This is a genomic window from Methylocystis sp. JR02 (assembly GCF_030063565.1).
GTDB classification, from domain to species: domain Bacteria; phylum Pseudomonadota; class Alphaproteobacteria; order Rhizobiales; family Beijerinckiaceae; genus Methylocystis; species Methylocystis iwaonis.
Genome location: NZ_JASIRC010000001.1, coordinates 2,112,169 through 2,137,676 on the forward strand (window position 1 = coordinate 2,112,169; position 25,508 = coordinate 2,137,676).

Consider the following 25,508-nt stretch of genomic DNA (forward strand, 5'->3'; position numbering starts at 1 on the left):
GCGACGATCATGGGCTTGCGAAAAAGCGCCAGGGCCTGCATCGTAGCGGCCCAATCTTCACCCTCACATTTTAGCCGTCGTGACATCCCCTACTCTTTCCGTCGTTGTCTCCACATTTGGAAAAAGCTGCAAAGCGAAGCTCGCCAACCGGGCGGCTTCCGGCGCGCCCGAAGACCAATTGCGGGCGCCGCTCGAACGCCTGTTCCAGGAGCTGACGACGCTCGTCGGCCTGCCGGATGCGGCCGTCACGCTGGTCGGCGAAAGCGCGCTCGGCGCGCTGGCGACGCGTCCTGACTATGCGGTCGCCGTTCTGAACGCCCTCGTCGGCTTCATTGAGGTGAAGGCTCCGGGGAAAGGCGCGAACCCGCACCGCTTCACCGACGAGCACGACAAAAAGCAGTGGCTGAAACTGAAATCCTTGCCGAACCTGCTCTACACGGACGGCAACAGCTTCAGCCTGTGGCGCGATGGCCAAATGATCGACAAGATCGTCGAGCTGGAAGGCGACGTCGAGACCGCCGGCGCGAAGCTCGCGGCGCCGGCGACGCTTCTCCCGCTCATCGCCGATTTCCTTCGCTGGCGCCCCGAACCGCCCGCTCGGTCAAGCAGCTCGCCGAAACCTCCGCGCGGCTGTGCCGTCTGCTGCGCGACGAAGTGACGGAGGAGCTGGAACGCAAAAATCCCGGCCTGACGTCGCTGGCGCAAGAGTGGCGCGGGCTTCTCTTCCCGCAAGCGACCGACGCAGAATTTGCCGACGGCTATGCGCAGGCGGTGACCTTTGGCCTACTGGTCGCGCGCGCCCGCGAGATCGAGCTGAAGGACGGCATCGACAAGGCGGCGCTGGCGCTTCGCAAGTCGAATTCGCTGATCGCCACCGCGCTTCGCCTCTTGACCGACAGTCCCGAGGTGCAGCAGGCGCTGGACAGCGCGCTGCGCACGCTCGCCCGCGTGCTCGACGCCGTGCACTGGCCGACGCTCACCAAGGGCGACGCCGACGCCTGGCTGTATTTCTACGAGGACTTCCTCGCGGTCTACGACAATGCGCTGAGGAAGCGCACGGGCTCCTACTACACGCCGCCGGAAGTTGTCGCCGCCATGGTGCGGCTGGTGGATGAAGCGCTGCGAGACCCTTCGCTTTTCGGCCTGCCGCAAGGACTGGCCTCGCGCGAGGTGACGCTCGCCGACCCGGCCGTCGGCACCGGCGCCTATCTGCTCGGCGCTTTGCGGGCGATCGCCCGGACGGTGGAGAACGACCTCGGTCCGGGCGCGGTGCCCGGCGCCGTCGCTTCCGCCGTCGAGCGGCTCATCGGCTTCGAGATGCAGTTCGGCCCCTTCGCGGTGGCGCAATTGCGGCTCATGGCGGAAATCCAGACGCTGATGAGCGTCAAGGACGGCGACGGGCGCAACCTGCCGGCCCTGCGCCTCTTCATCACCGACACGCTCGGCGACCCTTACGCGACGCAAACGCAGTTTTCGGCGCTGACCCAGCCCATCGGCGAGTCGCGCAAGCAGGCGAATGAGATCAAGCGGCGGGAGAAGATCACGGTGGTGATCGGCAATCCGCCTTACAAGGAAAAGGCGAAGGGACGCGGCGGTTGGATCGAGGCGGGGAGCGACACGAACAAAGAACTCCCGGCGCCGCTGGCCCGTTGGTCGCCGCCGACGGAATGGGGCGTCAGCGCCCACGCCAAGCATCTGAAGAACCTCTACGTCTATTTCTGGCGCTGGGCGACGCTGAAGGTCTTCGGCTCCGGCTGGTATGCGGCCACCGGCGAGCCGGATGAGGAACGCGCCGGGATCGTCTGTTTCATCACTGTCGCGGGCTTCCTCAACGGGCCGGGCTTCCAGAAGATGCGTGACGATCTGCGTCGCGACTGCTCGGATATTTGGGTCATCGACTGTTCGCCGGAAGGCCATCAACCAGATGTGCCGACGCGCATCTTTCAGGGCGTGCAGCAGCCGGTGTGCATCGTGCTCGCCGTCCGCCCGGCGGGCAAGGACCGAACGACGCCGGCGCGATTGCATTTTCGTGCGCTGCCCGAGGGAAAGCGGGAGGTAAAGTTCGAGGAACTAGCAGAAGTGTCGCTCGTGGGCGCCGGCTGGGTCGACGGGCCAAGTGGCTGGCGCGATCCATTTCTGCCGGAAGCCGGCGGCTCGTGGAGCGAGTTCGCGGCGCTCGAGGATTTGTTTGAGTATAACGGCTCGGGGGTCATGCCGGGTAGGACATGGGTCGTTGCGCCTGACGCGGGCTCGCTATCAGAGCGGTGGAATCAGCTTCTCAATGAGAAAGACCCCGATCGAAAGGAGCTGTTATTCCATCCCCATATTCGCAGCGACGAGCCCGGCGACAAACATATTCGCAAATCCGTAGCGCGGGCTTTGGCGGGACGGCATGCCGGAACAGGAAGGATTCTCAATGAGACGGGCCCAATGGCGCGCTCGGAGAGATATGCATTTCGAACCCTAGACCGTCAGTGGATCATTCCCGACGCGAGGCTGATAAATCAACCGAACCCGAAATTGTGGGAGTGGCACTCGAACATGCAGGTGCATTTGACCGCCTTGGTTAGGGCGTCGCCAAGCGCCGGCCCCGCCGTTTCCTTGGCTGGATCGATTCCCGACCTCGACCACTTCCACGGCCGTGGCGGCCGCGTCTTCCCGCTCTGGCGCGACGCCGCCGCAACGATTCCCAACATCAAGCCCGAACTCACCGCGCTTCTCTCCGCCGCTTATGGCTTCGACGTGGGCCCAGAGGATGTGATGGCCTATATCGCCGCTTTGCTCGCGCATCCGGCTTTCGCGGCGCGCTTTCAGGCCGATCTCGTGCGGCCGGGCCTGTGCGTCCCCCTCACCGCCGACGCCGCGCTGTTCACGGAAGCGGCGCGGCGCGGCCGCGAGATCGTCTGGCTTCATTGCTATGGCGAGCGCTTCGCCGACCCGACGGCCAGTCGCCCGGCCGGTCCGCCGCGTCTGCCCAAGGGCGACGGCCCCCTCATCCCCAAGGGCGGCGGCATTCCCGGCGCGCCCGAGCCTCTGCCCGACACGATGGACTACGACCCGATCGCACGGCGGCTGCTGATCGGCAAGGGCTTCATCGACAATGTTCCGCAGGCCGTGTGGGACTATGAGGTCTCGGGCAAGAATGTGCTTCGTCAATGGTTCAGCTATCGCCGTCTCGACTGCTCGCGGCCGATCATCGGCGACCGGCGCCCGCCCTCGCCGCTGGACAAAATCCAGCCCGACCATTGGCTCGACGACTATACGACCGATCTGATGAATCTGCTTCACGTGCTCGGGCGCCTGGTCAGGCTCGAACCGGCGCAAGCGGACCTCCTCGCGCGCATCTGCGCCGCGCCGCTTCTGCCTGCGTCCTTCGCAGATTCAGAGACATGAGCCCATTCGGCTGTGGACGCCTGCGGCCGGCGCCTTCAAGGCGCGCTGTCGAGGGGGTAATTTCGCCTCACGGAAACAAGGTGAGCGGATGACCCACGACGCGCCCGACCTCTTCGGCCATCGCCCGGCGCAAGGCGATCTGTTTGCAGGCGAGCCCGCCCGCGCGCCCGCGGCTGCGAAGGTCGATCCCGAGATGATCAGGCGTCGCCTGCAAAAAATGCTCGCGGAGCTGCGCGCCGGCCAGCACGGATCGCCTTGGCCCCATGAGACGACGCGGCTGAACCGGCTGCTCTTCCCGCAAATGTCGAACTGGCTGCCGGAAGACGAACGGGATCAGCTTCGTTTGGAGTTCGAGGCCGAGCTGAAGCGCCTCGACATCGCCGCTTAGCGCGCACTGAATCTGCGCGCTTACGTCATTGCGAGCGAAGCGAAGCAATCCAGAGCCTCATCGTGGCCCTGGATTGCTTCGCTGCGCTCGCAATGACGGGGAGAGCGGGTGAAGGGGCTCTCGCCCCCTCACATCGCCGCGGCGTGCGTCTCCTCGATCCGAGCCACGCCGGTCTTCACCGCCGCCTGCACTTTCTCGAAGGCGCGGACCTCGATCTGGCGGACGCGCTCGCGGGAGACGCCGAACTCTTCGGAAAGCGCCTCGAGCGTCACCGGATCGTCGGCGAGGCGGCGCGCCTCGAAGATGCGGCGTTCGCGCGGGTTGAGCACGTCGAGCGCGCCGCGCAGCGCCTTCAGGCGATTGTTGCTCTCCTCCTGCGCGGCGAGAATGCGCTCCTGGTCGTCGCTCTCGTCGACGAGCCAGTCCTGCCATTCGCCTTCGCCCTCCTCCCGCAGCGGCGCGTTGAGCGAGGCGTCGCCGCCCATGCGGCGGTTCATCTCGATCACGTCCTGCTGCGAGACGCCGAGGCGCGTCGCGATCTTCTCGACATTCTCGGGCCGCAGATCGCCCTCCTCGAAGGCGGAGATGCGGCTCTTGGCCTTGCGCAGATTGAAGAAGAGCTTCTTCTGGCTCGCCGTCGTGCCCATTTTCACGAGCGACCAGGAGCGCAGGATGTATTCTTGAATCGAGGCGCGGATCCACCACATCGCATAGGTAGCGAGGCGGAAGCCGCGGTCCGGCTCGAAGCGCTTGACGGCCTGCATCAGGCCGACATTGCCCTCCGAGACGATCTCGCCGATCGGCAGGCCGTAGCCGCGATAGCCCATGGCGATCTTGGCCACGAGGCGCAGATGCGAGGTGACAAGCGCGTGAGCGGCCTTCGGGTCTTCATGTTCGCGCCAACGCTTGGCGAGCATATATTCCTGCTGCGGCTCCAGCATCGGGAACCGGCGGATTTCGGCAAGGTAACGGGCGAGCCCGCCTTCCGCGACGATGGGCAAAGTATTCGCCATATCTCGTCCCTCCCCTGACGGGCTCCCGGGGCGGCAAGCCCGCGACGGTCGATCGCGCATTCGCCGATCGCAACAAGGATAGTATAGGCCGGAAACGACGGGCAGGAAAATGACCGCTACGTGACAACTCGCTAAAGTCGGGATTAAGATTCCGTAATAAAGGCCCGGCGAAAGCGTCGCCGGGGTGTCCCGACACTTCGCGAAGCTTAAGATTCTATTTACTGATGCCGCCCAGGACGCCGCGCAAAATTTCCTTGGCGATGCGATTTCCCGCTGTGCGCGCAGCGCTTTGGACGGCCGACCGCAGCGCGGCCTCGGCCGGCGAGAGATTCTTGCCCTTGGCCGAGCCGAAGAGCTTGCCCAACACGGAGCCGATGGTCCCGATCAAGCCGCCGCCTGCGGCGTTTTGTCCGCCCGCCTGTAGCTTCTCGTAAGCCGAGTCGCGATCGACCGGCGTGTCATATTTGCCGGCGAATTTGCTCTCGCCCATGACCGCGGCGCGCTCTTGCGGCGTCACGGGGCCGACGCGGGCGGCGGGCGGCGCGATCAGCACGCGGTCGACGATCTCCGGCGCGCCCTTGTCGCCGAGCATGGAGACGAGCGCCTCGCCGACGCCAAGGTGCATGATGGCGTCCGCCGTGTCGAAAGAGGGGTTCTTGCGGAAGGTTTCCGCCGCCGCGCGCACCGCTTTCTGGTCGCGCGGCGTGAAGGCGCGCAGCGCGTGCTGGATACGATTGCCGAGCTGACCCAACACGGCGTCCGGCACGTCGAGCGGATTCTGCGTGATGAAATAGACGCCGACGCCCTTGGAGCGAATGAGCCGGACGACCTTCTCGATCGCCGAGAGCAGCGCCTTCGGGGCATCGTCGAAAAGGAGATGGGCCTCGTCGAAGAAGAAGACGAGCTTCGGCTTATCCTGGTCGCCGACCTCGGGAAGCGTCTCGAAAAGCTCCGAGAGCATCCACAGAAGAAAAGTGGCGTAGAGCTTGGGCGCGCGCATCAGCTTGTCGGCGGCGAGAATATTCACCACGCCGCGCCCGTCGCGATCGGTTCGGATGAAATCCGTAATCTCCAGCGCCGGCTCGCCGAAGAATTTGTCGCCGCCCTGCGTCTCCAGCACGAGGAGCTGGCGCTGAATCGCGCCGACGCTCGCCGGCGCGATATTGCCGTATTTGACTTTGTATTCCGCCGCGTTTTCGGCGACATGGGCGAGCGCGGCGCGAAGGTCCTTCAGATCGAGCAGCAAAAGCCCTTGCTCGTCCGCGACCTTGAAGACGATATTGATGACGCCTTCCTGCGTCTCGTTGAGGTCGAGCAGGCGGGAGATGAGCAGCGGGCCCATTTCCGAAACGGTGGCGCGCACCATATGGCCCTGCTCGCCGAAGACGTCCCAATAGACCACCGGAAAACGGTCGGGCTCGTAATCCAACCCGATTTCCTCGGCGCGTTTGACGAAGGGAGGCTTGGCGTCGCCCGGTTGGGAGAGGCCCGAAAGGTCGCCTTTCACATCGGCGAGGAAGACCGAGGCGCCCGCATTGGAGAAGCCTTCCGCGAGGAGCTGCAGCGACACCGTCTTGCCGCCGCCGGTCGCGCCGGAGATGAGCCCGTGGCGGTTGCCGAGCGACAGCGTCAGATAGCGATAGGCGCGCGCCCCCGCCCCGCCATGCGCCGCGCCCACGAGAATCTTACCGGGGACGGCGTTGGGGCGGCTTTCGCTGGCTTGGCTCATGACGTGGCGCTCTCGCTGGGAATCGGCGGAGACGGAAGCTACATCATTCTCGCCCCACCCGCATCCGCGCTGCAGCGCAGCATCTTCGCGCAGGCGAAACGCCGTGACGAAAAGCCGTGACTTGGCGAATGCGCTGCGCCGGGCTAAATTCGTGTCGGAGAGGTTCGCCGTCGCAACCGGGCGCATGCGGCAAGCGCCCCAAGCCACGGCCGGCAGCCCTCTAGCTTGCAGCCGCCGTCAATCTGGAGAACAAAGCCCGGCAGCGCCGTCGACGTTACGATCGTCCCGCACCCGAAGGACAGAATGCCACGGCGCGACGTCGCGAAACTCGAGACCGACGGCGCGATGACTTCGACGCGCACATCGCCTGGCCTGCTTTCCGCTCGACCCCAATTGGCGGAGCGACCAGAAACCGCGCCGACCGATAAGCGAAGCGAGTTCTCCATCGCGAAAGCGGCCAACTTTTGCGGAATTCGATTCAGGCGCATAAGTTCGAAAATCAAAACGAGACGCCGTAACGCGACGGCCGACAAGACGCAGGGAAGGCACGCATGTCCAGAGGGTCGGTGAAGGGAAACGGCAGGAACAAGCGCGGCGACAAAAAGGCGGCGAACGGTCCTGCGATCTCCAAAGGCCTGCTCATCGGCGCGGGCGCAGTTTTCGCCCTTATCTTCGGCGTCTTCGTCGCCGTGACGAGCAACACGCCGCCTGCGCCGCCGGCCTCCGCCATCGGCGGCCCGTTTCAACTGACGTCGCAGACGGGCGCGCAGGTCAATGAGAAGGAGCTGCTCGGCAAGCCCTATCTCATCTTCTTCGGCTACACGCATTGCCCCGACGTGTGCCACACGACCCTCTTCGAGATGTCGGAGATTTTGCGCGCGCTCGGACCCGACGCAAAAGTCGGCGGGCTTTTTGTCACCGTCGATCCAGAACGCGACACGCCGGAGGTTTTGAAGGACTATCTGGCGAATTTCGACCCGCGCATCACCGGCCTCACCGGTCCGCGCGCGCAGCTCGAACCCATGCTGCGCTCCTATCGCATCTACGCGAAGCGTGCGCCGGGCAAGGATGAGGACTACGCCGTGGATCACACCACGGTTGTCTATCTGATGGACAAGAACGGCCGCTTCGTCACTTCCTTCAACGTCAACCGGAAACCCGAGGAAGCGGCGAAGGATCTGGCGCGTTATCTGTAACGCCATTTCCGTTTGAATAGCTCGCACTGGGGCATGTCATTGCCGGCGGGCTGAAAGCCCGACCGGGAATCCAGAGCCACAAAAGCGCCGGTTTTGCTCTGGATTCCCGATCGCTCGCTCGAGCGAGCGTCGGGAATGACGCCGCCCGAACAAGCCGATCTCCTATCACGCGCCCTCACCGCGGCGCAGGACGACTCGCAAGTCTACGCCAAGCGAATTTTTTGCGGTAGTTGCGTTTTTCGAACTCGCGACTCACGCAGCCTTTCGCTAGCATGTCCGCATGCTTCGCCTTTTGCGCGACGGCCCTTCCGGCAAGGGAACGTCCCTCCTTACGTTAGAACACGCCGGCGAAACGATCGTCGTCGCTTTGCGCCGCGCGACCACTGCGCGGCGTTTTACCCTGAGGGTTCGATTCGCCGCGCGTGACGCGGTTCTCACCATGCCGAGCCGCGCCTCGATTCGCGAGGCGCGCGCCTTCGCCCAGCGTCACGCCGCCTGGATCGCCACGCGATTGAACCGGCTGCCCGAGACGATTCCCTTCGCGCATGGCTCGCTCATTCCCCTCCGCGGCGTCGATCACGCCGTCATCCATCTGCCCGATCGGCGCGGCACCGTGTGGACGGAAGAGCGCGACGATGTAGAGACGCCGCTGGCGCTTTGTGTCGCCGGCCAGGCCGAGCATGTGCACCGGCGCGTGCAGGATCACTTCAAGCGCGAGGCGCGTCGCGACCTCGAAGACGCCGTCGCGCGCCACACCTCGGCGCTCAGCCTGCCGCCGCGCGGCGTCGGGCTGCGCGATCCGGTCAGCCGATGGGGATCGTGCTCATCGACAGGATCGCTGAATTTTTCGTGGCGGCTGATCATGGCGCCGCCTTTCGTTCTCGACTATCTCGCCGCCCATGAGGTGGCGCATCTGGTGCATCTCGACCATTCGCCGCGATTCTGGTCGCTGGCGCGCCGCCTGTGTCCCGAGACCGATCGCGCCGAGGCATGGCTTTCGGCGCATGGCGCGCATCTGCACAAATATGGAGCCAAAGGATGATGCTCGACCGGCGGCGGCTCATCGCTGCGACGGCGCTTCTTCCCTTCGCGGCCCGGGCGCAGGCTGGCGTCAAGACCGAGAAACGTCTTCTCGTCCTCGATTTCGAAATTATCGACACCTCCAACGAACCCGTAGATCAGCGCGCCGAGCACGCGCGGCGGCTCGCGGACGTGCGCGACGCCATCGCCTCGGGGCTCGCGGCGCAGGGCACTTATGAGATCGTCGACCGCGCGGCGGTGCAGGACGAGCTCGATAGGCTCCTCGCCCAGACCTATATTCGCACCTGCAATTGCGCCGCCGCGCTCGGCAAAAAGGCCGGCGCCGATCTCGTCATGACCGGCCTCGTCAACAAGGTGAGCACGCTGATATTGAGCCTGGGCGTCTCCATCACGCAGGCGTCGTCCGGCGAGCTTATCTATCATCAAGGCTTCGACTTCCGCGGCGACAACGACCAATCTTACGCGCGGGCGGCAAAATTCTTCATCGAGCGGCTGGCGCGCGACCCGGCGATCTGAAAGGGCGACAGAGATGAGCGAATGCGACAGCGGCAAAGCCCCTCCGCCCTGGAGCGCCGTCTTCGCCCGGCCGCGCGGGGCGCTGCTGCAAGAGCTGGTCACGCGCGCGCAATCCCTGCCGCCGATCCGCATGGGGGTGGTTCACCCCTGCGACCGGCCGTCGCTCGAAGGCGCGCTGGCGGCGCGCGACAAGGGGCTGATCGTGCCGACGCTGATCGGCCCCTGCAAGAAAATGGAGGCGGCCGCGCGCGAGGCCGGCGTCTCGCTGGAGGACGTCGACATCGTCGAGGCCCCGCATAGCCATGCGGCGGCGGATCAGGCGGTCGAGCTGGTACGGCGCGGCAAGCTTCACGCCATCATGAAGGGCGCGCTGCACACCGACGAGCTGATGGCGGCCGTGGTGCGCGACGGCACGGGCCTGCGCACCGACCGGCGCATCAGCCATGTCTTCGTGATCGACGCGCCGACCTATCACAAGCTGCTGTTCGTCACCGACGCCGCAATCAACATCGCGCCCGCGCTCGACATCAAGCGCGACATCGTTCGCAACGCCGTGGACCTCGCCCATGCGATCGGCATGGAACGCCCGAAGGTGGCCATCCTCTCGGCGGTCGAGACCGTCGAGGCGAAAATCCCCTCGACCGTCGAAGCCGCCGCTTTGTGCAAAATGGCGGACCGCGGCCAGATCGCCGGCGCGATCCTCGACGGTCCGCTCGCCTTCGACAATGCGATCTCCCGCGACGCCGCCGACGCCAAGCATATCGCCTCCGAGGTAGCTGGCGACCCCGACATTCTCGTCGCGCCCGACCTCGAATCCGGGAATATCCTCGCCAAACAGCTTGTGTTTCTGGCCGGCGCCGACACGGCGGGCGTCGTGCTGGGCGCCCGTGTTCCCATCGTTTTGACCAGCCGCGCTGACGATGTGAAGTCGCGCGTGGCCTCCTCGGCCCTGGCCCAGCTTTTCGCGCATCGGCCGAGGGCGACGACCTAGCCTCGACAGAAGGCCCCGCGCGTGGCAGAAGGCGCGGGAAATCTTTCAGGCAGCGGGGCAGGCTCTGGCTTCCGCCGTCATTGCGAGGGGAAAGCCGCCAAGCGAGCCAGGGGTCGCCATCGCCGCCCTGGATTGCTTCGCTTCGCTCGCAATGACGGGCGCTTACCGCCTATTCCGCAAACAGACGCGCCGACATGACCGATATCGCGAAACTCGAACAAGACACGCTCCGCCAGATTGCAGAGGCCGCCGACGAACCGGCGCTCGAGGCTGTGCGTCTCGCCGCGCTGGGTAAAAAGGGCGCGATTTCGGCGCTGCTCTCGACGCTGGGCAAAATGTCGCCCGAGGAGCGCAAGACCGAAGGCGCCAAGATCAACGCGCTGAAGGACAAGGCCACCGAGGCGCTCGCCGCCCGCCGCGCCGCGCTCGCCGAGGCGGCGCTGGAGGCGCGGCTCAAGGCCGAGACGCTCGACGTGACCCTGCCCGCGGCGCGGAGCCCGCTGGAGCGCGGCCGCATCCATCCGATTTCTCAGGTGATGGACGAGCTTTCGGTCATCTTCGCGGATATGGGCTTCGCTGTGGCCGAGGGGCCGGACATCGAAAGCGACGATTACAACTTCACCCGGCTGAACTTTCCCGAGGGCCACCCCGCCCGCGAGATGCAGGACACGTTCTTCCTCTCGCCGGAGGCCGGCGAGAAAAGGCTGCTGCGCACCCATACGAGCCCGGTGCAGGTGCGCACCATGCTCTCCCAAAAGCCGCCGATCCGCGTGATCTGCCCGGGGCGCGTCTATCGCTGCGACTTCGACCAGACCCATACGCCCATGTTCCATCAGGTCGAGGGGCTCGTGATCGACCAGTCGACGCATCTGGGGCATTTGAAATGGGTGCTGGAGGAGTTCCTGAAGAGCTTCTTCGAGGTGAAGGGCGTGAAGCTGCGTTTCCGCCCCTCTTTCTTCCCATTCACCGAGCCCTCGATGGAGGTCGACGTGCAGTGCCGGCGCCAGGGCGGCGAAATCCGCTTCGGCGAAGGCGAGGATTGGATGGAGATTCTGGGCTGCGGCATGGTGCATCCCAATGTGCTGCGCAATTGCGGGCACGACCCCGATATCTATCAGGGCTTCGCCTTCGGCGTGGGCATCGACCGCCTCGCCATGCTGAAATATGGCATGTCGGACCTGCGCGCCTTCTTCGACGCCGATACGCGCTGGCTGGAGCATTATGGGTTCAGGCCGCTGGATTTCCCGACGCTTGCGGGCGGGTTGAGCGGGTAGCGATGCCGACGCTGCTGCGATGGAAAGGCTATCGCTTCTTTTTCTACTCGGCGGATGGGTGGGAACCAGCCCACATCCACGTTGCGAAGGACCGGAACGAAGCGAAAATCTGGCTTGAGAACGTCACCCTCGCGGTCAATATAGGCTTCTCGGCCAAGGAGCTGAACGAAATCATCAAGAAGACCCGTGACGAACGGGATGGAACCCTTTCTGAAGGTGTGGCATGACCACTTTGCAAATTGAGGTCGAAGACAGCCGGCCAATCGAGGCAAAATGCGACGACGAGTTTCTTACTGTCGCACTCGCCGATGGTCGCATCTTGCGCACGCCGCTATGGTGGTATCCGCGTCTGGCGACGGCGTCGCGTGAGGAGCGTAACGTCGTCGAACTTTCCCCGATGGGAATGCACTGGCCGCAGGTCGACGAAGATATCAGCGTCGCCAGCATGTTGCGTGGACAGAGAGCGCCCGGCGCGGTTCCGCCGGAAAGGGCAGCCTGATTCTGCGACGATGTCGGAAATATGCCCCGCCGTCGGGAGACCAACTGCTTAGCGCGCTACGAAGAAGTCTACGCCGAAACTCGGCATCGAAGACGACATTCAAGGACACGTCTTCTTGCGAATGCATCGAGATTAAGAAATGAAACTCACCCTCTCCTGGCTCAAAGAGCATCTCGACACTTCCGCCACGCTCGCCGAGATCGTCGAGACGCTGACGCGCATCGGCCTCGAAGTCGAGCATGTGCACGACCCCGCCGCGCAGCTTAAAGACTTCACCATCGCGCAAATCGCCGAGGCGGCGCAGCACCCGAACGCCGACCGGCTTCGCGTCTGCAAGGTCGATACGGGCGCGGGCGATCTGGTGCAGGTCGTCTGCGGCGCGCCCAATGCGCGGGCCGGTCTCAAGACGGTCTTCTCGGCGCCGGGCGCTTATATTCCCGGCAAGAAGATTACGCTGGGCAAGGGCGTCATTCGCGGCGTCGAGTCGCTCGGTATGATGTGCTCCTTCGAGGAGCTCGACCTTGCAACGGAAAGCGAAGGCATCATCGAGCTGCCCGAGGACGCGCCCGTGGGGGCCGTCTACGCGCAATGGGCGGGGCTCGACGATCCAGTCATCGAGATCAATCTCACGCCCAACCGCCCGGACGCCGCCGGCGTCTATGGCGTCGCGCGCGATCTCGCAGCGGCGGGGCTCGGCGTGCTGAAGGAGAGGGACATTCTCCCCGTCGAGGGCAAATTCCCCTGCCCGGTCGGCGTCACGCTCGATTTCGTCGCGGACGACAAACATCTCGCGCCCTTCTTTGCGCTGCGCCTCGTCAAGGGCGTCAAGAACGGCCCGAGCCCGTCCTGGCTGCAAAAGCGCCTGCGCGAGATTGGCCTGCGTCCCATCAATGCGCTCGTCGACATCACCAATTTTCTCACCTTCGACCGCGCCCGCCCGCTGCATGTCTTCGACGCCAATAAGGTGACGGGCAATCTTGCCGTGCGCCGCGCGCGCGCTGGCGAGACGCTGCTGGCGCTCGACGGCAAGACGCATGCGCTCGACGAGACCATGGTGGTCATCGCCGACGACAATGGCGTCGAATCCATCGCGGGCGTCATGGGCGGCGAGGTTTCCGGCTGCAACGACGACACGACCGACGTGCTGATCGAGTCGGCGTTGTGGGACCCGCAGAACATCGCCCATACTGGCCGCAAACTCGGCATCGTCACCGACGCGCGCTACCGTTTCGAACGCGGCGTGGACGCCGACTTCGCTCTCCCCGGAATGGAGCTCGCGACGCAGCTCGTCTTGGAGCTTTGCGGCGGCGAGGCTTCGCAACTTGTGATCGCCGGAGCTGTCCCACGCGAGGGGCGCGTCGTGGACTTCCCCTGGAGTGAAACGCAGCGCCTTGCAGGCGTCGACGTCACGCAAGCGGAAGCGACCGCCATTCTCGAGCGCCTGGGCTTCACCGTCGAAAAGACCGGAACCGAGCGCGCCAAGATCACTGCGCCGACATGGCGGCCGGACATCGAAGGCAAGGCCGATATCGTCGAGGAGATCGTCCGCATCTATGGCGTCGACAATGTGCCCTCGACGCCGCTGCCGCGCCCGGAAGGCGTCGCGGCCGCCGTGCTGACGCTGATGCAGAAACGCGCCCGCAACGCCCGCCGCGCGCTGGCGTCGCAGGGGCTCGTCGAGGCCGTCACCTGGTCCTTCGTCTCCAAGGAGCAAGCGGAAGCCTTCGGCGGCGGCGCGCCGGGCCTCGCCCTCGCCAATCCGATCGCGGCGGACCTTTCCGACATGCGGCCAAGCCTGCTGCCGGGCCTCGTCGCCGCCGCGCATCGCGACGCCGCCCGCGGGCTGGGCGATCAGGACCTCTTCGAGGTCGGGCAGATTTTCATCGACCCGACCGAGAAAGGCCAAAGGCTCGCCGCCGCCGGCATCCGCCGCGGCCTTTCCGGCGCGGGCCGGCATTGGTCCGCGCCCGCGCAGCGCGCCGGCGCCTTCGACGCCAAGGCGGATGTCATGGCGCTCCTGGGCGCGCTTGGCGTGGCGACCGGCGGGCTGCAGGTCGTCCCCGGCGGGCCCGCCTGGTTCCATCCGGGCCGTTCGGCGACTTTGCAATTTGGCCCCAAGGCCGTGGTCGGCTATTTCGGCGAGTTGCATCCGCGCGCGCTCAAGGCGCTCGACGTGGAGGGACCGATCGCGGCGTTCGAGATCATCCTCGACGTGCTGCCAGCGCCCAAGGCCAAGCCGACCAAGATCAAGCCGAAGCTCGATCTTTCCGACCTTCAGCCGCTCTCGCGCGATTTCGCCTTCATCGTCGACCGCTCGGCGCCAGCGGGCGATCTCGTCAAGGCCGTCGCGGGCGCAGACAAAGCGCTCATCACCGATGTCAGCGTCTTCGACGTCTATGAGGGCGTCGGCGTGCCGGAGGGCAAGAAGTCTGTTGGCGTCGCGGTGACGCTCCAGCCCCGCGAGAAGACGCTGACCGACGCCGAGATCGAGGCTGTGGCGCAGAAGATCGTCGCCGAGGCGAGCAAGAAGACCGGGGCGACGCTGCGGTGACGACCAGCCAGCAAGAAGGCGCCCGCCGTCATTGCGAGGCGCGCAGCGACGAAGCAATCCAGAGCCGCGTCGCCACCCCTGGGTTGCTTCGCTTCGCTCGCAATGACGCGCCGCTCTTGGCTATCATCGCCCTTTTCCTGGCGTCTCCCGCCCTCGCCGGTCCGCGCAAGATCGACGACTGCGAGGCGATCAAGGACGCCAACGCCTATAATCTCTGCCTCGCCTCTTTCGGCCCGATGCGGGGCCAGCATGGCGCGAGCTATCCGGGCGTTGCGAGCGAGGGGGAGAAGGGCGGCGCAAGCAGAGGAGCCTCGAAATCCGGCTCAGGCCACGCAACCGCATCGAGCTACGGCCGGGGTTTTCACACGCACGGCCGGATACGGATGGAGTTTACGCCGGGGAGGCGCTAGATCGAATGCCCGAGGGGCAAGGGGATCAAAATTGCCTCTTGGCAAACGCGCGCGGCCCCATTAAATAGGCCGTTCCGGGGCTAGACACGCAATCGACCCCGACCTCAGTTTTGAAGCTTCCGTCCGAACCTCGGCTTTGTCAATGGCTCAAGGGAAAGACGGTGGATAGGCCGGCGGACCCGGGGCTTCAGCCTCGCGTCCTGTCCGGCCATGTCCTGTCCGAGACTGCCGGCGCCGGCGCGGAGTTATCCACAACTCCAAGCGGCTCAATCGCCCGGAGGACCTCAGAGAAATCTGTCGTCCGAAGGCGGCCTGCACAGACGGGGAAACCGAAATTTTTGGCCGCTGGCGGAAACGCCACCGTCCTTCGAATTTGGTTCGCGCCCCTTCAACCGGAGCGGTTCGCCAGTCTGGCGCTTCGTTTCGGGGACAGGATCTACGGCGCCGCCTGCTTCCCGCGGGCGGCATGTCGCAACCGGCGGGGTTTCCCGCCTGTTAGAAGAGAGCAACCGTGGATAGAGCGGAGAAAAAAGAAGCCGTAGCGGAGCTGCAGCAGGTCTTTTCGAAGGCCGGCGCAGTTGTCGTTGCGCACTACTCCGGCTTGACCGTCGCCCAGATGCAGAGGCTGCGCAAGCAGGCTCGCGAAGCGGGCGCCACCGTTCAGGTCGCCAAGAACCGCCTCGCCAAGATCGCTCTGGATGGCACGGACGTCGCCGACATCAGCCCCTTGCTCAAGGGGCCGACCCTGATCGCCTATTCGGACGATCCGGTGGCGGCGCCGAAGGTCGCCGTGGCATTCGCCAAGGATCACGACAAATTCGTGATTTTGGGCGGCGCCATGGGCGCCACGCTGCTGAATACGGACGGCGTCAAGTCGCTTGCGACCCTGCCGTCTCTCGACGAGCTGCGCGCCAAGCTCGTGGGCCTCATCAATGCGCCCGCGACCAAGATCGCCCAGCTCTCGACCGCGCCAGCCGCCAAGCTTGCGCGCGTGTTCGGCGCTTACGCCAACAAGGACGCGGCCTAAGAGGCTTGCAGAACCAAATCGAACCAAATTCAAAGGACGCTACAAATGGCTAATCTCGAAAAGATCGTCGAAGACCTCTCGGCTCTCACCGTCCTCGAGGCGGCTGAGCTCGCGAAGCTCCTCGAAGAGAAGTGGGGCGTCTCCGCCGCCGCCGCCGTCGCCGTCGCCGCTGCTCCGGCCGGCGGCGCCGCCGCTCCGGCCGCTGAAGAGAAGACCGAGTTCAACGTGATCCTGGCTTCGGCCGGCGACAAGAAGATCGAGGTCATCAAGGAAGTCCGCGCGATCACCGGCCTCGGCCTGAAGGAAGCCAAGGACCTCGTCGAAGGCGCTCCGAAGCCGCTGAAGGAAGGCGCTTCGAAGGAAGAGGCCGAGAAGATCAAGGCGACCCTCGAGAAGGTCGGCGCCAAGATCGAGCTCAAGTAAGCTCGCGATTATTTCCCCTCTCCCGCTGCGGCGGGAGAGGGTTTTTCCGCATCGGGAGAGGGAGTGGCGAATAGCGAGCAGCGCAGGACGGATAGATCCGCTGTTCGCTAATCCCCATTCGCTCTCATCACAAGAGGCTCGAAAAGCGACATGGCTCAGACGTTGGCCCGCAAGTTCACCGGTCGCAAGCGCGCACGCAAATTCTTCGGACATATCCGGGAAGCCGCGGCGATGCCCAATCTGATCGAAGTGCAGAAGGCCTCCTACGATCAGTTCCTGCTCGTCGACGAGCCCAAGGGCGGCCGCCCCGACGAAGGCCTCCAGTCCGTCTTCAAATCCGTCTTCCCGATCTCCGACTTCTCGGGCGTCTCGCTGCTGGAATTCGTCCGCTACGAATTCGAGCAGCCGAAATATGACGTCGACGAGTGCCGCCAGCGCGGCATGACCTTCGCCGCGCCGCTGAAGGTGACGCTGCGCCTGATCGTGTTCGACGTCGATCCCGACACGCAGGCGAAGTCGGTCAAGGACATCAAGGAGCAGGACGTCTATATGGGCGACATGCCCTTCATGACGTCGAACGGCACCTTCGTCGTCAACGGCACCGAGCGCGTCATCGTCTCGCAGATGCATCGCTCGCCGGGCGTGTTCTTCGACCACGACAAGGGCAAGAGCCACTCCTCGGGCAAGCTGCTCTTCGCCGCCCGCATCATTCCCTATCGCGGCTCCTGGCTCGACATCGAATTCGACGCCAAGGACATCGTCTATGCGCGCATCGACCGCCGCCGCAAGATTCCGGTGACGTCGCTGCTCTTCGCCCTCGGCCTCGACGGCGAAGAAATCCTGTCGACCTTCTACAAGACCATCACCTACGCCGCCGATGGCGAGAACTGGCGCATGCCCTTCGACGCTGAGCGCATGAAGGGCGTGAAGGCCGTCGCCGACATGATCGACGCCGACACCGGCCAGGTCATTCTCGAAGCCGGCAAGAAGCTCGCCGTGCGCGCCGCGCGCCAGCTCGCCGAAAAGGGCGTGAAGGCGATCCGCGTTTCGGCGGAGGACCTTTACGGGCAGTATCTCGCGCAGGATCTCTTCGATCCGTCGACCGGTGAAATCTTCGCCGAAGCTGGCGACGAAATTACGGCGAAGACCCTTCCGACGCTGCTCGAGAAGGGCTTCGACGAGCTGCCGATTCTCGACATCGACCACATCAACATCGGCCCCTACATCCGCAACACGCTTGCCGTGGACAAGAACTCCAGCCGCGAAGAAGCGCTGTTCGACATCTACCGCGTGATGCGTCCGGGCGAGCCGCCGACGATGGACACGGCGGAAGCCATGTTCCATTCGCTGTTCTTCGACGCCGAGCGCTATGACCTCTCGGCGGTCGGCCGCGTGAAGATGAACATGCGCCTCGACCTCGATGCGCCCGACACCATGCGCACGCTGCGCCGCGACGATATTCTCGCGGTGGTGAAGGCGCTCGTCGATCTGCGCGACGGCCGCGGCGAAATCGACGACATCGACCATCTCGGCAACCGTCGCGTCCGCTCGGTCGGCGAGCTGATGGAAAATCAGTATCGCCTCGGCCTGCTGCGCATGGAGCGCGCGATCAAGGAGCGCATGTCCTCGGTCGACATCGACACGGTCATGCCGCAGGATCTGATCAACGCCAAGCCCGCCGCCGCGGCGGTGCGCGAGTTCTTCGGCTCCTCGCAGCTCTCGCAGTTCATGGACCAGACCAACCCGCTCTCCGAGATCACGCATAAGCGTCGTCTCTCGGCGCTGGGTCCGGGCGGCCTGACGCGCGAGCGCGCCGGCTTCGAGGTGCGCGACGTGCACCCGACGCATTACGGCCGCATCTGCCCGATCGAGACGCCGGAAGGTCCGAACATCGGCCTCATCAACTCGCTCGCGACCTTCGCGCGCGTGAACAAATACGGCTTCATCGAAGCGCCCTACCGCCGCGTGCGCGACGGCAAGGTGACGGATGAGGTCGCCTATCTCTCGGCGATGGAAGAGGCGAAATATCACGTCGCCCAGGCCAATGCGCCGGTCGACGCCGACGGCAATCTGACGGAAGACCTCGTGCTCTGCCGCCACGCCGGCGACGTCATGCTCGTCCCGCGCGAGAAGGTCGACGCGATGGACGTGTCGCCCAAGCAGCTCGTCTCGGTCGCCGCGGCGCTCATCCCGTTCCTCGAGAACGACGACGCCAACCGCGCGCTCATGGGCTCGAACATGCAGCGTCAGGCCGTGCCGCTGGTGAAGGCCGACGCGCCGCTCGTCGGCACCGGCATGGAGGCTGTGGTCGCCGCCGACTCCGGCGCCGCCATCTCGGCGCGCCGCACCGGCGTCGTCGACCAGATCGACGCGACCCGTATCGTCATCCGCGCGACGGGCGACCTCGATCCGGCCAAGCCCGGCGTCGACATCTACCGGCTGATGAAGTTCCAGCGCTCGAACCAGTCGACCTGCATCAACCAGAAGCCGCTCGTTCGCGTCGGTGATCTGGTGAAGAAGGGCGACATCATCGCCGACGGCCCCTCGACGGACCTCGGCGATCTCGCGCTCGGCCGCAACGTGCTCGTCGCCTTCATGCCGTGGAACGGCTACAACTTCGAAGACTCGATCCTCCTCAACGAGCGCATCGTGAAGGAAGACGTCTTCACCTCGATCCATATCGATGAATTCGAGGTGATGGCGCGCGACACCAAGCTCGGCCCCGAGGAAATCACCCGCGATATTCCCAACGTCTCGGAAGAGACGCTGAAGAATCTCGACGAAGCGGGCATCGTCTATATAGGCGCCGAAGTGCAGGCGGGCGACATTCTCGTCGGCAAGATCACGCCGAAGGGCGAGAGCCCGATGACGCCGGAAGAAAAGCTTCTGCGCGCCATCTTCGGCGAGAAGGCGTCGGACGTTCGCGACACCTCGCTGCGCGTGCCGCCGGGCGTGCAGGGCACGATCGTCGAAGTGCGCGTGTTCAACCGCCACGGCGTCGAGAAGGACGAGCGCGCCCAGGCGATCGAGCGCGAGGAGATCGAACGTCTCGCCAAGGACCGCGACGACGAGCTCGCCATCCTCGACCGCAACACCTATGCGCGTCTCGCCGAGACGCTCATCGGCAAGAACGCGATCGCCGGCCCGAAGAGCTTCAAAAAGGATCAGGCGCTCACGCAGGCGATCCTCGACGAATATCCCCGCTCGCAGTGGTGGACTTTCGTCATCGAGGACGACGCGCTGATGGCGTCGATCGAAGCCGTCCGCAAGCAATATGACGAGTCGAAGAAGGGCCTCGAAAACCGCTTCCTCGACAAAGTCGAGAAGCTGCAGCGCGGCGACGAGCTGCCGCCCGGCGTGATGAAGATGGTCAAGGTCTTCGTCGCGGTGAAGCGCAAGATTCAGCCCGGCGACAAAATGGCCGGCCGCCATGGCAACAAGGGCGTGGTCTCGCGCATCGTGCCGCAGGAGGACATGCCGTTCCTCGAGGACGGCACGCCCGTCGACATCGTGCTGAACCCGCTCGGCGTGCCGTCGCGCATGAACGTCGGCCAGATTCTGGAGACGCATCTGGGCTGGGCCTGCGCGGGTCTGGGCAAGCAGGTGAGCCGCGCCGTCGACGCTTATATGAAGTCGCGGGACGCGAGCGTGCTGCGCAACGCGCTGACCGACGTCTATGGGCCGGACGAGGAGATCGACAATCTCGACGAGACGATTCTCGTCGAGACGGCGAAGGACTTGAAGCGCGGCGTGCCGATCGCGACGCCCGTCTTCGACGGCGCGCGCGAGAAGGACATCGTCGACATGCTGACCAAGGCCGGGCATCAGTCGTCCGGTCAGGTGACGCTCTTCGACGGGCGCACGGGCGAGCCCTTCGACCGTAAGGTGACCGTGGGCTACATCTATATGCTGAAGCTCCACCATCTGGTCGACGACAAGATCCACGCGCGCTCGATCGGCCCCTACTCGCTCGTCACCCAGCAGCCGCTGGGCGGCAAGGCGCAGTTCGGCGGCCAGCGTTTCGGCGAAATGGAGGTCTGGGCGCTCGAAGCCTATGGCGCCGCCTATACGCTGCAAGAAATGCTGACGGTGAAGTCGGACGACGTCGCGGGCCGCACAAAGGTCTACGAATCGATCGTGCGCGGCGACGACACCTTCGAATCGGGCATTCCGGAGAGCTTCAACGTGCTCATCAAGGAAATGCGTTCGCTGGCGCTCAATGTCGAGCTCACCAATGCGACGCCCGAGGAAGAAGAGCTCGCGCCGCCCACCGCCGCGGAGGCGGCGGAGTAATCAACACATGCCTCCCTTCTCCCGCTTGCGGGAGAAGGTGTCGCCGCCATAGGGCGTCTGCAAAGACGCCCGTCCTTACAGACGGGCTATGGCGATGACGGATGAGGGCCCTCACCCGACCCTCGCTCACGCGAGGATCACCCTCTCCCGCAAGCGGGAGAGGATCGAGCGGAAAGATTTTCGGCGTAACGGCAAGCCGGTTAGAAGCTGCTTCCGCTGCGCCTCAGGAGAAGACCATGAATCAGCAAGAGGTCATGAATCTCTTCAATCCGGTCGTGGCGACGCAGGCCTTCGACCAGATTCAGATTTCGATCGCGAGCCCGGAGAAGATCCTCTCCTGGTCCTTCGGCGAAATCAAAAAGCCCGAGACGATCAACTACCGCACCTTCAAGCCCGAGCGCGACGGCCTGTTCTGCGCCCGCATCTTCGGGCCGATCAAGGACTACGAGTGCTTGTGCGGCAAGTACAAGCGCATGAAGTACAAGGGCGTCATCTGCGAGAAGTGCGGCGTCGAAGTCACGCTGGCGCGCGTGCGGCGCGACCGCATGGGCCATATCTCGCTCGCGGCGCCCGTCGCGCATATCTGGTTCCTGAAGTCGCTGCCCTCGCGCATCGGCCTTCTGCTCGACATGACGCTGAAGGACCTCGAGCGCATCCTCTACTTCGAGTCCTATATCGTCATCGATCCGGGCCTCACGCCGCTCAAGGAGCGTCAGCTTCTGTCGGAAGAGGAATATCTGACGGCGCAGGACGAATATGGCCAGGATCACTTCACCGCCATGATCGGCGCGGAGGCGATCCGCCGCCTGCTCGAGTCGATGGACCTCGAAGGCATCGCCGCGAGCCTGCGTCAGGAGATCGCCGAGGCGAAGACCGAGCTGAAGCCCAAGAAGCTCGCCAAGCGTCTCAAGATCATCGAGGCCTTCACCCAGTCGGGCAACCGCCCGGAATGGATGATCCTGAAAGAGATCCCGGTCATCCCGCCGGATCTGCGTCCGCTCGTGCCGCTCGACGGCGGCCGCTTTGCGACGTCCGACCTCAACGATCTCTACCGCCGCGTCATCAACCGCAACAACCGCCTGAAGCGGCTGATCGAGCTGCGCGCGCCGGACATCATCATCCGCAACGAAAAGCGCATGCTGCAAGAGGCCGTCGACGCGCTGTTCGACAACGGCCGCCGCGGCCGCGTCATCACGGGCGCCAATAAGCGTCCGCTGAAGTCGCTCGCCGACATGCTGAAGGGCAAGCAGGGCCGCTTCCGCCAGAACCTGCTCGGCAAACGCGTCGACTACTCCGGCCGCTCGGTCATCGTCGTCGGTCCGGAGCTGAAGCTGCATCAGTGCGGCCTGCCCAAGAAAATGGCGCTGGAGCTGTTCAAGCCCTTCATCTATTCGCGCCTCGACGCGAAGGGCTATTCGGCGACAGTCAAGCAGGCGAAGAAGCTCGTCGAGAAGGAAAAGCCCGAGGTTTGGGATATCCTCGACGAGGTCATTCGCGAGCATCCGGTGCTGCTCAACCGCGCGCCGACGCTGCACCGTCTCGGCATTCAGGCCTTCGAGCCGGTGCTGATCGAGGGCAAGGCGATCCAACTTCATCCGCTCGTCTGCGCGGCCTTCAACGCCGACTTCGACGGCGACCAGATGGCCGTGCACGTCCCGCTGTCGCTCGAAGCGCAGTTGGAAGCGCGCGTGCTGATGATGTCGACGAACAACATCCTGCACCCGGCCAATGGTCAGCCGATCATCGTGCCGTCGCAGGACATCGTTCTCGGCCTCTATTATCTGACGCAGGAGCGCGACGGCGAGCCGGGCCAGGGCATGTGCTTCGCCAATCAGGGCGAGATCGAGCATGCGCTCGCGGCCAAGGCGATCACGCTGCACAGCAAGATCAAAGGCCGCGGCTGGACCTATGATGCGGCGGGCAATCGTGTGGCGAAAATCTTCGACACGACGCCGGGCCGCATGATGCTCGGCCAGCTTATGCCCAGGCACAACAAGATTCCCTACGACGTCGTCAACAAGTTGATGACCAAGAAGGAAATCTCGAACATGATCGACACCGTCTACCGCAACTGCGGTCAGAAGGAGACGGTCATTTTCTGCGACCGCATCATGGCGATGGGCTTCCGCGAAGCCTTCAAGGCCGGCATCTCCTTCGGCAAGGACGACATGGTCGTGCCGGAGACGAAGGAGCGCATCGTCGGCGAGACGCGCGCCGCCGCCAAGGAATATGAGCAGCAGTACAACGACGGCCTCATCACCCAGGGCGAGAAATACAACAAGGTCGTCGACGCCTGGGCGAAATGCGCCGAGAAGCTGGCCGAGGAGATGATGCAGCGCATCTCCGCCGTCCGTAAGGACGATGCGGGACGCGATATGCCCATCAACTCGATCTATATGATGTCGCACTCGGGCGCGCGCGGTTCGCCGACGCAGATGCGCCAGCTCGCCGCCATGCGCGGCCTGATGGCCAAGCCCTCGGGCGAGATCATCGAGACGCCGATTATCTCGAACTTCAAGGAAGGCCTGACGGTTCTCGAATACTTCAACTCCACCCACGGCGCCCGTAAGGGCCTCGCGGACACGGCGTTGAAGACCGCGAACTCGGGCTACCTCACGCGCCGCCTTGTCGACGTCGCGCAGGATTCGATCATCTCCTCCACGGATTGCGGCTCCACGGGCGGCATCCGCATGCGGGCGATCATCGACGCCGGCCAGATCGTCGCCTCGCTTGCGTCGCGCATCCTCGGCCGCACGGCTGCGGAGGATTTGAAGGCGCAGGATGGGTCGGTGATCGTGCCCGCGGGCGAGATGATCCAGGAATGGCATCTCGATCCGATCACGAAGGCCGGCATTCAGGAGGTCAAGATCCGTTCGGTCCTCACCTGCGAGGCCAAGAACGGCGTCTGCGCCAAATGCTATGGTCGCGACCTCGCGCGCGGCACGCCCGTCAATATGGGCGAGGCCGTCGGCGTCATCGCGGCGCAATCGATCGGCGAGCCGGGCACGCAGCTCACCATGCGCACCTTCCACATCGGCGGCGCGGCGCAGCTTGCGGACCAGTCCTTCCTGGAGTCGAACTTCGAAGGCACGGTCCACATCCGCAACCGTCACGTCGCCCGCAACTCCGACGGCGATCTGATCGTCATGGCGCGTAACGTCGCCGTGGTGATCCTCGGCCCCGACGGAACGGAGCGCGCGGCCACCCGTATCCTATACGGCGCGCGCTTGAAGGTCGACGACGGCGATCAGGTGAAGCGCGGCCAGCGCCTCGCGGAATGGGACCCCTACACCCGTCCCATCATCTCCGAGGTGGACGGCTCCATCGGCTTCGAGGATCTCGTCGAAGGCCAGTCGCTGGCGGAAACGGTCGACGAGTCGACCGGCATCGCCAAGCGCATGGTCATGGACTATCGCCTCAACCTGCGTTCGGCGAGCCTCAAGCCCTCGATCGTCATCAAGGGCCCGGACGGCAAGGTCGCCAAGCTGCAACGCGGCGGCGACGCCCGCTATCTGCTGCCCGTCGACTCGATCATCGCGGTCGAGCCCGGCGGCACGGTGAAGGCCGGCGACATTGTCGCGCGTATTTCGGTGGAGAGCGCCAAGACCCGCGACATCACCGGCGGTCTGCCGCGCGTCGCCGAACTCTTCGAAGCGCGCCGTCCGAAAGATCACGCGATCATCGCGGAAGTCTCCGGCACGGTGCAGTTCGGTAAGGACTACAAGAACAAGCAGCGTCTCAGCATCGTGCCGTCGGAAGACGGCGCGGAGCCGGTCGAATATCTGATCCCGAAGGGCAAGCATATTCACCTTCAGGACGGGGACGTCGTCGAAAAGGGCGATTACATCGTCGACGGCAATCCGGCGCCGCACGACATTCTGGCGATCAAGGGCGTGGAGGAGCTTGCCGCTTACCTCGTCAACGAGATCCAGGAGGTCTATCGTCTGCAGGGCGTGAACATCAACGACAAGCACATCGAAGTGATTGTCCGTCAGATGCTGCAGAAGATCGACATCGTCGATCCGGGCGACACCGGCTTCCTCGAAGGCGAGCAGGTGGATAAGCTCGAGCTCGAAGAGGCGAACGCCAAGGCGATCGAGAACGGCGGCAAGCCCGGGCATGGCACCCCGGTGCTGCTCGGCATCACCAAGGCCTCGCTGCAGACGCGGTCCTTCTTCTCCGCCGCCTCCTTCCAGGAGACGACGCGCGTCCTCACCGAGGCCGCCGTCAACGGCAAGATCGACCCGCTCGTCGGCCTCAAGGAGAACGTCATCGTCGGCCGTCTCATCCCGGCCGGCACCGGCGCGGCGATGGCCAAATACCGCGGCATCGCCGGCGGGCGTGACGAACTCATCATCACGCAGCGCGCGGAAGGCGTCGAACCCGCCCCGGCCCTGCCGCCGGCGGAGTGACGCTGCTCAGCGCGTGAGATACAGAGGCCGCCCGGAAACGGGCGGCCTTTTTTTAGCTATTCGCGCCGTTTGGACACACAGGAAACCACCGCCGTCATTGCGAGGAGGCGGAGCCGACGAAGCAATCCAGGGCCGCCTCGCCGCCCTGGATTGCTTCGCTTCGCTCGCAATGACGGGCGCGGCTCTGGATTCCCGATCGGGCCTTCGGCCCGTCGGGAATGACAAGCCGCAATCCGAGCTATTTAAACGGAAATGATATGATCGCCGCCGTCATTGCGCAGCGAAGCAATCCAGTGCCATGATGTGGCTCTGGATTGCTTCGTCGCTTACGCTTCTCGCAATGACGGCGTGC

18 protein-coding genes are annotated in these 25,508 nt (G+C 64.7%); 16 read left to right on the forward strand and 2 right to left on the reverse strand.

From position 1 onward, the window contains the following. Window positions 1-79 precede the first annotated feature (79 nt). The 3 genes from QNA11_RS10025 to QNA11_RS10035 all read left to right on the forward strand — a co-directional run bounded on the left by QNA11_RS10025 (window position 80) and on the right by QNA11_RS10035 (window position 3,781). The gene (locus tag QNA11_RS10025; protein WP_283482917.1) at window positions 80-658 is read left to right on the forward strand and encodes a hypothetical protein; all 579 of its coding nucleotides are present in this window, start codon (window positions 80-82) and stop codon (window positions 656-658) included. Beyond that, window positions 655-3,393 carry a type ISP restriction/modification enzyme gene (locus QNA11_RS10030; RefSeq protein ID WP_283482918.1) on the forward strand — a complete coding sequence of 913 codons (2,739 nt, stop codon included), beginning with the start codon at window positions 655-657 and terminating at the stop codon, window positions 3,391-3,393. Before QNA11_RS10025 ends, QNA11_RS10030 begins: the two co-directional genes overlap by 4 nt. An 88-nt stretch (window positions 3,394-3,481) precedes the next feature. After that, window positions 3,482-3,781, forward strand: a complete 300-nt coding sequence (locus QNA11_RS10035; protein ID WP_283482919.1) for a hypothetical protein — start codon at window positions 3,482-3,484, stop codon at window positions 3,779-3,781. Window positions 3,782-3,909: 128 nt separating this feature from the next. Here QNA11_RS10035 and rpoH read toward each other — a convergent pair whose 3' ends face one another. Together rpoH and QNA11_RS10050 are read right to left on the reverse strand one after the other, a co-directional pair. Then, the gene (gene rpoH / locus QNA11_RS10040) at window positions 3,910-4,794 is read right to left on the reverse strand and encodes an RNA polymerase sigma factor RpoH (protein WP_202072859.1); all 885 of its coding nucleotides are present in this window, start codon (window positions 4,792-4,794) and stop codon (window positions 3,910-3,912) included. Between the two features lie 214 nt (window positions 4,795-5,008). Then, on the reverse strand, window positions 5,009-6,523 hold the full coding sequence (locus QNA11_RS10050) for a helicase HerA-like domain-containing protein (RefSeq protein WP_283482921.1): 1,515 nt from the start codon (window positions 6,521-6,523) through the stop codon (window positions 5,009-5,011). Between the two features lie 551 nt (window positions 6,524-7,074). On the opposite strand from QNA11_RS10050, the gene QNA11_RS10055 reads away from it, so the two are divergent. From QNA11_RS10055 to rpoC, 13 genes are all read left to right on the forward strand, one after another. Then, window positions 7,075-7,719 carry an SCO family protein gene (locus QNA11_RS10055; RefSeq protein WP_202072861.1) on the forward strand — a complete coding sequence of 215 codons (645 nt, stop codon included), beginning with the start codon at window positions 7,075-7,077 and terminating at the stop codon, window positions 7,717-7,719. 280 nt (window positions 7,720-7,999) lie between these two features. Next, entirely contained in the window at window positions 8,000-8,761 is a 762-nt protein-coding gene (locus QNA11_RS10060; RefSeq protein ID WP_202072862.1) for a M48 family metallopeptidase, read from the forward strand. Further along, window positions 8,758-9,276: a DUF3280 domain-containing protein gene (locus tag QNA11_RS10065; RefSeq protein WP_283482922.1), complete on the forward strand. Its 519-nt coding sequence runs from the start codon at window positions 8,758-8,760 to the stop codon at window positions 9,274-9,276. Before QNA11_RS10060 ends, QNA11_RS10065 begins: the two co-directional genes overlap by 4 nt. Before the next feature lie 13 nt (window positions 9,277-9,289). Then, window positions 9,290-10,267, forward strand: a complete 978-nt coding sequence (locus tag QNA11_RS10070; RefSeq protein WP_283482924.1) for a bifunctional enoyl-CoA hydratase/phosphate acetyltransferase — start codon at window positions 9,290-9,292, stop codon at window positions 10,265-10,267. Window positions 10,268-10,461: 194 nt separating this feature from the next. Continuing rightward, entirely contained in the window at window positions 10,462-11,541 is a 1,080-nt protein-coding gene (gene pheS, locus QNA11_RS10075) for a phenylalanine--tRNA ligase subunit alpha (RefSeq protein WP_283482925.1), read from the forward strand. A 2-nt stretch (window positions 11,542-11,543) separates the two neighbouring features. Next, entirely contained in the window at window positions 11,544-11,768 is a 225-nt protein-coding gene (locus QNA11_RS10080) for a DUF4160 domain-containing protein (RefSeq protein ID WP_283482926.1), read from the forward strand. Continuing rightward, window positions 11,765-12,040 carry a DUF2442 domain-containing protein gene (locus QNA11_RS10085; protein ID WP_349362192.1) on the forward strand — a complete coding sequence of 92 codons (276 nt, stop codon included), beginning with the start codon at window positions 11,765-11,767 and terminating at the stop codon, window positions 12,038-12,040. Before QNA11_RS10080 ends, QNA11_RS10085 begins: the two co-directional genes overlap by 4 nt. A 139-nt stretch (window positions 12,041-12,179) precedes the next feature. After that, complete coding sequence (gene pheT, locus QNA11_RS10090) at window positions 12,180-14,591, forward strand: phenylalanine--tRNA ligase subunit beta (RefSeq protein WP_283482927.1); 2,412 nt, start codon at window positions 12,180-12,182, stop codon at window positions 14,589-14,591. Continuing rightward, window positions 14,588-15,001, forward strand: a complete 414-nt coding sequence (locus QNA11_RS10095; RefSeq protein ID WP_283482928.1) for a hypothetical protein — start codon at window positions 14,588-14,590, stop codon at window positions 14,999-15,001. The genes pheT and QNA11_RS10095 overlap by 4 nt, the downstream gene beginning before the upstream one ends. Window positions 15,002-15,512: 511 nt before the next feature. Continuing rightward, window positions 15,513-16,028 carry a 50S ribosomal protein L10 gene (rplJ, locus tag QNA11_RS10100; RefSeq protein WP_202072868.1) on the forward strand — a complete coding sequence of 172 codons (516 nt, stop codon included), beginning with the start codon at window positions 15,513-15,515 and terminating at the stop codon, window positions 16,026-16,028. Window positions 16,029-16,073: 45 nt separating this feature from the next. Then, window positions 16,074-16,451, forward strand: coding sequence for a 50S ribosomal protein L7/L12 (rplL, locus tag QNA11_RS10105; protein WP_202072869.1), 378 nt, complete (start codon window positions 16,074-16,076; stop codon window positions 16,449-16,451). Between the two features lie 150 nt (window positions 16,452-16,601). Then, the gene (rpoB, locus tag QNA11_RS10110) at window positions 16,602-20,744 is read left to right on the forward strand and encodes a DNA-directed RNA polymerase subunit beta (protein WP_283482929.1); all 4,143 of its coding nucleotides are present in this window, start codon (window positions 16,602-16,604) and stop codon (window positions 20,742-20,744) included. A gap of 236 nt (window positions 20,745-20,980) precedes the next feature. Further along, the gene (gene rpoC, locus QNA11_RS10115) at window positions 20,981-25,156 is read left to right on the forward strand and encodes a DNA-directed RNA polymerase subunit beta' (protein ID WP_202072871.1); all 4,176 of its coding nucleotides are present in this window, start codon (window positions 20,981-20,983) and stop codon (window positions 25,154-25,156) included. Window positions 25,157-25,508: the final 352 nt, after the last annotated feature.

Bases quoted from the DNA above. Each gene is read 5' to 3' on its own strand.
- QNA11_RS10085 (WP_349362192.1), top strand. From the start codon at position 11,765: ATGACCACTTTGCAAATTGAGGTCGAAGACAGCCGGCCAATCGAGGCA.
- QNA11_RS10055 (WP_202072861.1), top strand. From the start codon at position 7,075: ATGTCCAGAGGGTCGGTGAAGGGAAACGGCAGGAACAAGCGCGGCGAC.
- rpoH (WP_202072859.1), bottom strand. From the start codon at position 4,794: ATGGCGAATACTTTGCCCATCGTCGCGGAAGGCGGGCTCGCCCGTTAC.
- QNA11_RS10035 (WP_283482919.1), top strand. From the start codon at position 3,482: ATGACCCACGACGCGCCCGACCTCTTCGGCCATCGCCCGGCGCAAGGC.
- QNA11_RS10080 (WP_283482926.1), top strand. From the start codon at position 11,544: ATGCCGACGCTGCTGCGATGGAAAGGCTATCGCTTCTTTTTCTACTCG.
- QNA11_RS10050 (WP_283482921.1), bottom strand. From the start codon at position 6,523: ATGAGCCAAGCCAGCGAAAGCCGCCCCAACGCCGTCCCCGGTAAGATT.
- QNA11_RS10060 (WP_202072862.1), top strand. From the start codon at position 8,000: ATGCTTCGCCTTTTGCGCGACGGCCCTTCCGGCAAGGGAACGTCCCTC.
- QNA11_RS10070 (WP_283482924.1), top strand. From the start codon at position 9,290: ATGAGCGAATGCGACAGCGGCAAAGCCCCTCCGCCCTGGAGCGCCGTC.
- rpoB (WP_283482929.1), top strand. From the start codon at position 16,602: ATGGCTCAGACGTTGGCCCGCAAGTTCACCGGTCGCAAGCGCGCACGC.
- rpoC (WP_202072871.1), top strand. From the start codon at position 20,981: ATGAATCAGCAAGAGGTCATGAATCTCTTCAATCCGGTCGTGGCGACG.
- rplL (WP_202072869.1), top strand. From the start codon at position 16,074: ATGGCTAATCTCGAAAAGATCGTCGAAGACCTCTCGGCTCTCACCGTC.
- pheS (WP_283482925.1), top strand. From the start codon at position 10,462: ATGACCGATATCGCGAAACTCGAACAAGACACGCTCCGCCAGATTGCA.
- pheT (WP_283482927.1), top strand. From the start codon at position 12,180: ATGAAACTCACCCTCTCCTGGCTCAAAGAGCATCTCGACACTTCCGCC.
- QNA11_RS10065 (WP_283482922.1), top strand. From the start codon at position 8,758: ATGATGCTCGACCGGCGGCGGCTCATCGCTGCGACGGCGCTTCTTCCC.